The organism is Metabacillus fastidiosus NBRC 101226 (assembly GCF_001591625.1).
In the GTDB taxonomy this organism is placed as follows: domain Bacteria; phylum Bacillota; class Bacilli; order Bacillales; family Bacillaceae; genus Metabacillus; species Metabacillus fastidiosus.
In genome coordinates this window covers 1-10848 of record NZ_BCVG01000117.1, presented here as the reverse complement: position 1 = coordinate 10848, position 10848 = coordinate 1, and the positions used below count along the sequence as shown (strand labels likewise).

Annotated in this window: 13 protein-coding genes; 6 read left to right on the top strand and 7 right to left on the bottom strand. The window is 35.9% G+C overall.

Annotated elements, in window-relative coordinates; genetic code table 11:
- Positions 1-50 precede the first annotated feature (50 nt).
- A complete protein-coding gene (locus BFA01S_RS18740) occupies positions 51-494 on the top strand; it encodes a GNAT family N-acetyltransferase (RefSeq protein WP_066234379.1) in 444 nt (147 codons plus the stop codon).
- On the opposite strand, the gene BFA01S_RS18735 is transcribed toward BFA01S_RS18740, so the two are convergent.
- Entirely contained in the window at positions 491-856 is a 366-nt protein-coding gene (locus BFA01S_RS18735) for a DMT family transporter (RefSeq protein WP_066234377.1), read from the bottom strand. The genes BFA01S_RS18740 and BFA01S_RS18735 overlap by 4 nt on opposite strands.
- 108 nt (positions 857-964) lie before the next feature.
- Between BFA01S_RS18735 and BFA01S_RS18730 the strand changes: the two genes are divergently transcribed.
- Positions 965-1159 carry an alpha/beta-type small acid-soluble spore protein gene (locus BFA01S_RS18730; RefSeq protein WP_066234374.1) on the top strand — a complete coding sequence of 65 codons (195 nt, stop codon included), beginning with the start codon at positions 965-967 and terminating at the stop codon, positions 1157-1159.
- Positions 1160-1176: 17 nt separating this feature from the next.
- On the opposite strand, the gene BFA01S_RS18725 is transcribed toward BFA01S_RS18730, so the two are convergent.
- Together BFA01S_RS18725 and BFA01S_RS18720 are read right to left on the bottom strand one after the other, a co-directional pair.
- Positions 1177-2919: a sensor histidine kinase gene (locus tag BFA01S_RS18725; protein ID WP_235843069.1), complete on the bottom strand. Its 1743-nt coding sequence runs from the start codon at positions 2917-2919 to the stop codon at positions 1177-1179.
- A gap of 5 nt (positions 2920-2924) precedes the next feature.
- On the bottom strand, positions 2925-3641 hold the full coding sequence (locus BFA01S_RS18720; protein WP_066234367.1) for a response regulator transcription factor: 717 nt from the start codon (positions 3639-3641) through the stop codon (positions 2925-2927).
- 155 nt (positions 3642-3796) lie between these two features.
- On the opposite strand from BFA01S_RS18720, the gene BFA01S_RS18715 reads away from it, so the two are divergent.
- Complete coding sequence (locus tag BFA01S_RS18715; RefSeq protein WP_066234364.1) at positions 3797-4984, top strand: DUF418 domain-containing protein; 1188 nt, start codon at positions 3797-3799, stop codon at positions 4982-4984.
- A 93-nt stretch (positions 4985-5077) separates the two neighbouring features.
- Here the strand turns inward: BFA01S_RS18715 and BFA01S_RS18710 are convergent, their stop codons facing one another.
- Entirely contained in the window at positions 5078-6334 is a 1257-nt protein-coding gene (locus tag BFA01S_RS18710) for a ribonuclease H-like domain-containing protein (RefSeq protein ID WP_066234361.1), read from the bottom strand.
- A 90-nt stretch (positions 6335-6424) separates the two neighbouring features.
- On the bottom strand, positions 6425-6787 hold the full coding sequence (locus BFA01S_RS18705; protein WP_066234358.1) for a hypothetical protein: 363 nt from the start codon (positions 6785-6787) through the stop codon (positions 6425-6427).
- A 210-nt stretch (positions 6788-6997) separates the two neighbouring features.
- Here BFA01S_RS18705 and BFA01S_RS22945 point away from each other — a divergent pair, with 210 nt between their 5' ends.
- The 3 genes from BFA01S_RS22945 (at position 6998) to BFA01S_RS18695 (ending at position 8078) form a co-directional block, all read left to right on the top strand.
- Positions 6998-7168 carry a hypothetical protein gene (locus BFA01S_RS22945; RefSeq protein WP_169800507.1) on the top strand — a complete coding sequence of 57 codons (171 nt, stop codon included), beginning with the start codon at positions 6998-7000 and terminating at the stop codon, positions 7166-7168.
- Positions 7169-7420: 252 nt separating this feature from the next.
- The gene (locus tag BFA01S_RS18700) at positions 7421-7621 is read left to right on the top strand and encodes a cold-shock protein (protein WP_066234351.1); all 201 of its coding nucleotides are present in this window, start codon (positions 7421-7423) and stop codon (positions 7619-7621) included.
- Positions 7622-7685: 64 nt separating this feature from the next.
- Positions 7686-8078, top strand: a complete 393-nt coding sequence (locus tag BFA01S_RS18695) for an SET domain-containing protein (RefSeq protein WP_066234349.1) — start codon at positions 7686-7688, stop codon at positions 8076-8078.
- 18 nt (positions 8079-8096) lie between these two features.
- Here the strand turns inward: BFA01S_RS18695 and BFA01S_RS18690 are convergent, their stop codons facing one another.
- Entirely contained in the window at positions 8097-10379 is a 2283-nt protein-coding gene (locus tag BFA01S_RS18690) for a DEAD/DEAH box helicase (protein ID WP_066234382.1), read from the bottom strand.
- A 50-nt stretch (positions 10380-10429) separates the two neighbouring features.
- Entirely contained in the window at positions 10430-10723 is a 294-nt protein-coding gene (locus BFA01S_RS18685; protein WP_066234346.1) for an antibiotic biosynthesis monooxygenase family protein, read from the bottom strand.
- Positions 10724-10848: the final 125 nt, after the last annotated feature.

The following is a 10848-nucleotide window of genomic DNA, read 5'->3' as shown; positions in this document are numbered from 1 at the left end:
TTACTGCCCGTTAAGGCTGAGATAAATAATTACTTTTTAAGGAGAAAAAAATGATTCGGAAAATCGACTTGCATAATGAAATTTATCCATTATTAGAGCTCCAAAAAAAATCATACGCTGTGGAAGCACAATTAATTAACTTTCCAAATCTTCCCCCATTAAAAGATAATGTTTTAACATTACAAAACAGTGGAGAAACCTTTATCGGCTACTTCCTAAATGATGAACTTGCAGGTGTTCTTTCTTATGAAAACAATCAGAACATTCTTGATATTTGCCGTCTTTTCGTTGACCCAGTCCATTTTAGAAAGGGAATAGCAGGAGCACTCCTGAACTATATTGTAAAAACAGCTCCGTTTGAAAAAGCAGTAGTTGCTACTGGGTCAGCCAACATTCCAGCTATTCACCTATACAAGAAACTGGGATTTATTATAAAGGAGCAAATGTTTATTGAAAATGGATTATCCATTGTTAAATTAGAGCTGAAAAATTAGCTCTGTTCTACCTGTTCTTCTGGTTTTCCAACTGTCTCTTCAGAAGATACATGTAAATTCAATAGGATGACACCGGCAATAATGAATAAAATACCGAGAACACTCATTATATTTATTTTTTCTTTCCAAATTAATATTCCGATAATAACTGTTGCTGCTGTTCCAATTCCGGACCAGATCGCATAAGCAATACTTAAAGGGATGCTTTTTAATGATAAAGATAAAGAATAAAAAGAAATACCGAAGCTGACAAATACAGCAATCGTTGGCCAGATTTTTGTGAATCCGCTTGACGCTTTTAACATTGATGTTCCAAATAGTTCTGCAGTAATTGCTATTAATAGAAAAAGATATGCTTTCATATATTCACCCTTTGTTAAAATTTCCCTCGCAATGTTATTTAAAAATCGGTTACCTTAAAAATGAGCAAATAATTTTTGCTCAAAAATCTAAAAGCAGGAGTGATCATCATGGCTAGAAACAAACTTTTAGTACCCGGCGCTGAAAATGCTTTAGATCAGATGAAGGAAGAGATTGCTAATGAGTTTGGAGTTCAACTTGGTGCTGATACGACTGCGCGAGCAAACGGTTCTGTCGGCGGCGAAATGACAAAACGTCTCGTCGCTATGGGACAGCAACAACTTCAAAATGAACAAGGTCAATAACGAACGAGGGTGCTGAGTCACCCTTGTTCAATTGGAAATTTCAATGTAACGGCTGTCCCTTTATTTGGAGCAGAGACAACAGAAATTTCCCCGTCATGCAGCCGCACAATCGCTTTCGCAATGCTCATGCCCAGTCCTGCACCTTCTGTCCGTTCTTCTGTATTCGTGCCCCTGTAATAACGTTCGAATAAATTTCCCTTCGTTTCCTCATCCATACCGACCCCGTTATCTTTTACTTCAATAAGTGCAAAACCTGGATTATCACTTTCTTTTATACTGACAACAATTTTTGTCCCCGCCGGATTATGATTAATCGCATTATAAATAAGATTGTCAAGAATCCTCTCAAACCACTGTAAAGAAGCTTTTATACGCACATTTGGCACTTCTTCTATAAAAGAAAAACTCACATTAGGAATTGTCCTGTCATTTACAAATTTCAAGACAATATTTTGCAAAAATTCATTCAGATGAACAGTTTCCTTCGTGAAAATTAGTGTATTGTTTTTCAATTTGAATGCCAATGAGAAATCTTCAACGAGATGGAGCATATAATCTCCCTTCTCCCGAATCATTTTCCCCATATCTTTCAGCTCGTCTTCTGACCAGTCATATTTTCCGCTTTCAAGCAAATGCCCATATCCCTGCACAGTTGACAAAGGTGTTCGCAAATCATGGGAAATCCCCGTCATCCACTCTTCCCTCGTTCTTTCTAATTTGTTCCGCTCTTTTTCAGTGGAGCTAAGCTTCTCTGCCATCTCATAAAAAGCTTTAAATACTTCCTGGTAAAGACGATAGCGGAGCTTCACCCTTCCATTCCGCTTAAAGATTTTCTTCTTTTCCTGCTCTGTCAGCACTTCATCATATTGCCCCGCCTCCATTCGTCCGAGCCAGCTTGTAAAAATAAGCAAAGGCTGTCCGTAGCGGAATCCGTGCCAAAAGGCGATAGCTAATGTAATAAGGAGAACAGCTGCGCAAATAATAATTAAAAAAGTAAGCACTTCTTTCATCACTCTTAAATCGGTATAGCTTTTCATATTGCTAGGTTTATGCAGCACCCATGTATTCTTCGTTTCCGGATCATAGATAGTAGAAATTTCCGTATCATAATAACCGGGTGATTCTTTTCTTCTTATCAGCTCTAACGGTTCATAGCTCTTCTTCTTGAAATTTTCTCCAAAAGACTGGATGACATCTCCTTTATGATCGACAATATGCAAAGTTAAAGAATCCGCTTTTAACTTCTTTTTGACAGTCGGCAAATCCCTTTCTTGAATTATTCCATCCTCATTATGAATTTCAAATATTTTTTCTAATAAATGCAGGGATTCATCTTTAAAACCAAGCATGTAAAAATACGGCTCGGTCAGCGTATCAGTATCGACTGTATAATAAATGGAAAAACCATTAAGCTGTTCTTTTTCCTCAATTTGCAGCAAATCACCCGCTGTATAGACATTAGGAATATTTGATGGGACATTACTTTCCCCAATTACTTTCCCTGTCTCATTAATAACTTGAAACCACATGTCCTTTTCCTTCAGCAATTTATTCCATTCATCACTAATAACCGCCTTGCCATCTTCCACAAATACTTCCATTACCATGATATCCAAAGCACCAGTCGGAAAACTTCTATGTAAGTCTTCTTTCGTAATCGAATTTACTATTAAAACGGTTAAAGTAATTAAAACAATTCCCATAAAAAAAGCAATTGCAATAAATTGCAGGGAAAAATGAAGTGTTAATCTTCGTTTCATTGCTTTCATTCTTCTTTATCCTTCACAAGTTTATAGCCAAGACCTCTCACTGTAACGAGATATTCCGGATGACTTGGATCTTTCTCAATTCTTTCTCTTATTTTCCTTATATGGACAGTTACCGTATTATCGTCCACATAGCGGTCAAACCCCCAAACTGCTTCAAGTAATTGAGATTTAGATATAACAAGATTCGGATGTTCACAGAAGTGAACTAATAATAAATACACTTGAGCAGGGCATTGAACGGACTCCCCTTCTACTATTAATTCACCTGCATCAACATCGACGATAAATCTTCCATAATCGAAGCGATTTTGCTTTGGCTGTTCGATTAATTTTCTCTCTGGTTTTTTCTGTCTCCTAAGCGTCGCTTTAATCCGTGCCGCGATTTCAAGAGGATTAAACGGCTTTGTCACGTAATCATCCCCACCGATGGCGAAGCCTGTTAACACATCTAAATCGGATACTCTTGCCGTTAAAAATAAAATAAATGCATCAGATACTTCTCTTATTTTCGGACAAATATCAAATCCCGTCTGATCAGGAAGCATAACATCTAAAATAATAATATCTAATTTTATTTCATTAATGATATGTAAAGCATCTTTCGCATTATGGGCAGTATGGATATGCTGAAATCCCTCTTTTTTTAACACCATTTCGATCATTTTTACGATCGCTGTTTCATCATCAACAATTAAAATATGTATATCTTCCAAAAAAATCACCTCCTGTAAAATCGTAACATATAAACATTATCAAAACATTAACTGTCCTTTCATTCATTTTATCAAATGATAAACTAGTGTTTTCATTCATTTAATATTTTTTAATTACTATGATATTAAAGAAATTTAGAAAGAAGGAAATAGACATGACAGACATGAAACAGTTTCGAATCAGATCAATTGACGGTATTAGAGGACTAAGCCTTTTAGGTATTCTTCTTGCAAACATGTTAATCTTCCAATATGGCATGTGGGGAAAAGATGAAATGGAATTATACTCCTTAAATAGTATCAATCACATATTTTATCTCTTTACAAAAATTGCAGTCGAAGGTAGCTTCATGCCGATTTTCACATTTTTATTCGGTTATTCTATGATAAAAATGAATGAAAGTTTAAAAGCAAAAGGATTAAAAACGAAAAGATATTTTGTAAGAAGATATATTATGTTACTTGCATTCGGCATTTTACATGGGACATTTTTATGGGAAGGAGATATTCTGGCATTTTACGGAATGGTCGGCTTCTTCTTATTACTTTTCTTAAATCGAAAGAGAAAGACTATTTTCATATGGGCCATTGTTCTTTTATTCCTAATTCCATTTTTAGGATATGGAAATACTGATTTCACTGGAGAAGAAAAAGCTCAGATTATCCATTATGTAAAAACTACGATTGACGTATACGGAAGCGGATCATATGCAGAAATAATGGCTCACCGTGATGTCATGCCATTAGATTTCCCTCCAGCCTTGGTCATTTTTATGCTATTACTAATCCCGTTTGTGTCAGCACCATTATTTTTATTCGGAATGTATGCAGCAAAAATAAATATGTTCACAGAACCAAATCTGGAGAAAAAACAGTACTTAGTGGGAGCAATGCTCATCCCAGCCGGCTTATTATTAAAAAGCTCTCTGTATATTGCGCCGGACTTTCCCTGGTCAGGAGTATTAAATACCCTCGGTGCCAGCCTTTTAGCACTCGGCTATATTTTTGCTTTTTCGCTTATGTACGTAAAAATGAAAGAATCCATTATTTTGCGGGGATTTGAAAGTGTCGGTAAATTATCGCTAACAAATTATTTACTCCAATCGGTTATTTGTACAACTATTTTTTACGGCTATGGTTTTGGATTATTTGGGAAACTCGGTATAGGGTTCGGTATAGTCATTGCAGTTTTCATTTATATTTTACAAATGATCGCAAGCTATTATTATTTAAAGATAGCAAAAATAGGACCGATTGAAATCCTGCTTAGAATGTGGACAAATTTTTCTTTTAAAGGAAATGTGAAAGAAAAACTGCAGCTAAAGAAAGAGTTTTCGGCCTGATATATCTCCATCATAAGTCCTGAAATTGGAAGGTCCCGTCATGGAATCCATTGTTTTTACTGGATTCTCATAACGGGACCTTTCTGGCATCCTCTATATTCTCTGCTTTATTAGTTTTCTCTCGAGTCTCTCACGGCGTTTCGTAAGCTCTTCCTTCTCCTTACCGATAAAATCAAGAAACTGTTCTCTTTCTTTGATTATTTTACTGACTTCACTCACATAATGCAGTGCTTTGTCATAATCTCTTTTTTGATGTTCATAGTATTTGGCAAGTTCGATTCCAGCTTCACATTTTAATGTATAGCTTCCAAACTTTAAGACACTTTCCCACAATTCTACCGCTTTATCCCATTGTTTCTGCCTTTTTAAATGAACAGCCATAGCAAGCTTTGTCTTTGCCTCGTTTTTATTTCCTTTTGGAAGAAGCTTTTCATATGTCATATAAGCATCTTCTCTTTCTCCGACCGAATCAAGCCATCTTGCCACTTCATAATGCTCTGTTTCATCTGCATATTCTTCCGGCTTCAAAATTTTAAGTGTTAAATGGATATAAAGAGTAATTAACGATAAAACGTCTATTTCATTATGTTTTAAAACACCTGCAATTATATCGGGGTCTTTATGTTCTAAAAATTGATAATACATCATCGGCGCTAAATAGCCGGGTATATCTCCGTCACGTTCCACCTGTAAAATCTCTTTTTCTACGAGAGAAAGCCTGACAGATTCCAGCTTGTTCTTCCAAAGCCGGCGTGAAGCATGAAGCAGATCAAAATGGCCAAACTCAGGCAATGTCGGAATAAGTCCTCTTAAAAGAGTATGACGTGTCTTCACTTGCGGCCAGTCAAAGGCTTTCCCGTTATAAGTAACGAGTTTTTTTACATTAATATCTTTTAAAAAACTTTGATAAAGCGACACTTCATTACCCGGTTTCGGAAGGAAATGCTGTTTAACAACGACACGATCTGGAAAGACTTGAGCCTGTCCTAATAAAAAAATCATATTACCTGTTCCCCCGCCAAGTCCAGTCGTTTCTGTATCAAAAAAGAACAGCTCACTCACTTCATGTCCTTTACATGATAACGGATGGTTGCTGCTGCTCTCATTCCACATTTTCTCTATAGTAAACAGCTCTGAAAAACGATGCCGTCCGTGTTTATAATCGATAGGGTATGTTACTTCCCTTACAAGAGAGTACTCTTTTTCAAAATAAAAAGGAATTGTATTAATATTATCCCATTTTTCAACATGGGGAATTTCTATATCTGGAACGTTTTCTTGTACTTTTTCTTCTATATCTGTTTTTAAATGTTTTTTATATCTATTTAATTTACTTTTAATGGAAGACATATGAACACCTCACTTTATTTTAACATTTTTCGATCAATTAAAAAATCGAGTATAGAATCTGCTCGATTCTATACTCGACTGCAAGAAATATTATTTAAATAATTTTACAACCTTCGTCATCATCTTTTCATCATCTGAGGATATATTTTTAAGCTTTATCGGGGGTACAATACTGAATTCTTCCTGACGTTTCATAGAAATAATTTGAAGATAAAATGCTTTAGATTTTTCATGACCGCTAAGATATCCTTTTAGTATTTTCATCTTTTCAGCTGGTCCTGTAACTTCTTCACTATAATCCCACTTAATTTCATTTTTATATAAAGAATCAATCTTCTTCTTCAATGCTAATGCTTCTGTGACAGCTTCTTTTGGAGTACTGAAATAAGAATTAGTTCTCTTCAATCCTTTTTCCCGAAATCCGTCTCCTACCCGAGCTTGATATACTACCATTATTATATTCGCCACCTTCCTTTAGTGGTCTCTTACCTTCTGCCAATAAAACAAGCAATAGAAGGTCAAGAAATGACCTCATATCCTAGTATACCCTAACAAACCAGTAATTACCATGAGCAATAACTATCTTCCAAACAGTACTTGTAGACAATCACATTTAGTATGAGATAATAGAACTATCATTTAATATAGAAAGTTGGAGACAATATGAAAAACAAAAATAAATTTGAAGTTGATGAAAAGGTTCTTATCAAAGCTACAGGTGAAACAGCTACAATAAAAAATTACAGTTATGTTGCTAATATGAAAAGATATTCCTATACTCTTAAAGAACATCCGCAGACTTTTTATTTTGAAGAAGAAATGAAAAATATTTAATTCCGCTTTCACTGCTTGCACTAAATTCATTTCATCATATTTTTAATCATTTCTCACATAAAACTCTACTTATTTTTCTAAAAAAACTTTTTTACTATCTATTTATTTTATAGTGTGATATGCTTAATCTCAATTATTGTTGTTCGGAATATGATAAATGATAGAAAAATACGTAATGAGTAATTTTGTCTTGAATGAATATGATGACAAGAATAGTAATATTTGTGCACAAGCACTAGGAGGCAATATTTTATGAACACAGGTAAAGTAAAATGGTTTAATGCAGATAAAGGTTTCGGTTTTATTGAAGTAGATGGCGGATCAGACGTATTCGTTCATTTCTCTGCTATTCAAAGCGAAGGCTTCAAAACATTAGAAGAAGGCCAAACAGTTACATTCGGTATCGAAGAAGGCCAACGCGGACCACAAGCTACTAACGTTGTTGTAGCATAATAATTATAATAGGTTCTTCCTAAGGGGAGAACCTATTTCATTTTATAAAGAGCAGGTGATTAATATGATCGAAATAAAAACTTCTAAACTAAGCAATGGGGAATTCAATAGAGGCGTATTTGCAATACGTGATATAAAAAAGGGTGAGCTTATCCACGAAGCACCGGTTATTGCCTATCCGAATGAAGAACATGTTTTCATAGAAAAAACACTGCTTGCTGATTATGCCTTTGAATATGGAATAAATCACAGCGCAATCCTCCTAGGATATGGGATGTTGTTTAATCATTCTTATACACCTAATGCCACATATGATATCAACTTCGAAAACCATACATTTGACTTCTTTGCTTACACAGATATAAAAGCTGGTGAAGAAATACTAATTAATTATAATGGCGCTGTCGATAATAATGATCCATTATGGTTCAATAAAACAGACGAAAACGATAAATAATAAAAAAGGAGCGAGGATTTATTCCCCCGCTCCTTTTTGTAAATTTGCTAATAATTCAAGCGTATCATGCTTAACTGTCTCAGACATTGTTTCTGTCCCAATACATGAAGGACATCCATGCTCACACGGGCAGTCTCTCACCATATTCTCCGCTTGTTCAAACATTTCACTGCTCGTTTCAAATAACTTTTTCGAAAGACCTACACCGCCCGGATAGCGGTCATAAAGAAAAATTGTTGGCTTGTTGTTATGAACAGCCTTTAACTGTGAAATAACATGTAAATCTTTCGGATCACACATAACGAGCAACGGAGCGATATTTTGCAGCACATGTGCTGTACCAAGAAGCGCTTCCTCTAGACGAGTACCAGTAAGCTCTTCCTTCAGCTTATCATTTAAACTAATCCAAGCAGCATTAGTATGGAGCTCTTCCTCAGGTAAATGAATTGGTCCAGATCCGATATTTTCATGTGTATCAAACTTTATTTTTTTAAATATTGTTGCCATTGCCTGGACAGTAACATCTCCAAATCCTTGTTCAACAATATCACTCGATTGAAATTCATCGACTTCAAGCACTTTCAGCTGAACAGCAAGGTTGGCATCAGTGAAATAATCAACATCCACTTCCCTTACGAATGCTTTCTTCTCTTCCCAATCTAATTTTTCCACTTGATATTGAATACCCTGATGTAAATAAATAGCTTCCTCATGGAGCAAAGTCATCGCACTGAAACGATCCATCTCCCCGATCACTTTCACACTTGCAACATTTGTCTGATCGATAATGACGACATTTTCCTGAGAAGCTGAACGTAAGCTAATATTATGTGCCGGGAAGGAGTCATTCATCCAATGGTACCTGTCAGCATTCTCATAAAGAACTCTCTCTTCTGCTAAAAATTCTAAAATATCATCTAGCTCTATATCACCGAATGTATCCCCTTTTCTAAACGGAAGCTCAAATGCGGCACATTTCACATGGTCAACGAGAACAATTAGATTATTAGGATTAATCATAGCTGTTTCCGGATTTTGATGGAAGAAATAATCAGGATGCTGAATAATGTACTGGTCAAGCGGACTGGAGCTTGCGACCATCATAATAACTGCTTCTCCCTGTCTTCTTCCCGCACGGCCTGCCTGCTGCCATGCACTCGCAATCGTGCCGGGATAACCAGTCATAATACATACTTGAAGCTGTCCGATATCAACGCCAAGCTCAAGTGCATTTGTACTGACAACTCCTAAAATTTCACCATTTCTGAGTCCCTGTTCAATTTCCCTTCTTTGCTTAGGCAAATATCCGCCACGGTATCCTTGAATTTTTTTATTCCCAATATCACGTTTAATCAGTTCCTGTAAATATGTTAAAATAATTTCCACACGAACACGGCTTCTCGCAAAAACAATTGTCTGAATATTATTTCGCAAAAATTCACTTGCCAGCTTTCTCACTTCAAGTGTCGCACTTCTTCTTATATTAAGCGGTTTGTTTACAATTGGCGGATTGTAAAAAATAAAATGCTTTTTACTTGAAGGTGCTCCATTATTCGTAATTAACTCCATTTCTTTCCCTGTTAAATTTTCTGCCAATTCTTTCGGATTTGCAATCGTTGCAGATGTGCAGATAAATTGAGGATTACTGCCGTAAAATTCACAAATTCGTTTCAGCCGGCGGATTACATTTGCTACATGGCTTCCAAAAATACCCCGGTAAATATGTAATTCATCAATAACAATATATTTTATATTTTCAAATAAAGAAACCCATTTCGTATGATGCGGCAAGATCGCTGAATGAAGCATGTCCGGATTTGTAATAACAATATGTCCGGCCTTTCGCACCTTTTGCCTAATCGTCGGTGATGTATCCCCGTCATATGTATAAGAATGAACAGGTACACCCATTTCTGTTATAATCTCATTTAATTCACTTTTCTGATCTTGTGCGAGTGCCTTCGTTGGAAAAAGATAAAGGGCCCTGGACTGCTCGTCTTTTAAAACCTGCTGTAAAACCGGCAGGTTATAACATAATGTTTTCCCCGAAGCAGTAGGTGTTACCGCTACAAAGTTTTTCCCAGCTCCTGCAAGTTCAAATGCTTCATGCTGATGCGTGTACAATGTATGAATTCCGCGCTTCCCTAGCGCTTCCTTTAAACGAGTATCAATTATCTCCGGAAGCGGAACTGTTTTTGCCTCTCTCGCCTCCATTGTTTGCCAATGAATAATCTGTTCTGAAAATTCCTTATTCCCTTTTATAAAATCAATTAATTGTGATAATGATTTTTTCGTCCTCACCATAGAGTTCGTTCACCTCTATCGATATCATATCGAATATTTGTTCTTAATTAAAGTTTTACTTTATTAAAATGCTCTACAATCGGAAAAGGGTCATAAAAATGATGGAGAAGTTCTTTCCATTTTTCATATTCAGATGATTGTCTAAATCCAATCGTGTGATCTTCAAAACTCTCCCATTTGACTAAAAGAAGATATTTTCCCTCTTCTTCTATACAGCGATGCAGCTCATGTGAAATATATCCTTTCATGGAAGAGATAATTACAGATGCCTCCCGGAAAGCTTGTTCATATTCTTCCTGTGCCCCTTGTTTTACATGAAGCATGACGGCTTCTAAAATCATTTCTATTCCTCCTCCATTTTAGTTAAAATAAATCAAACCAATTAGTAAATAATGTAACATATATAATCAAAGAATGTGCAAAATAAAGAGAAACTTCCATCAGTGGGGGTTCTTCTCATCCCCCA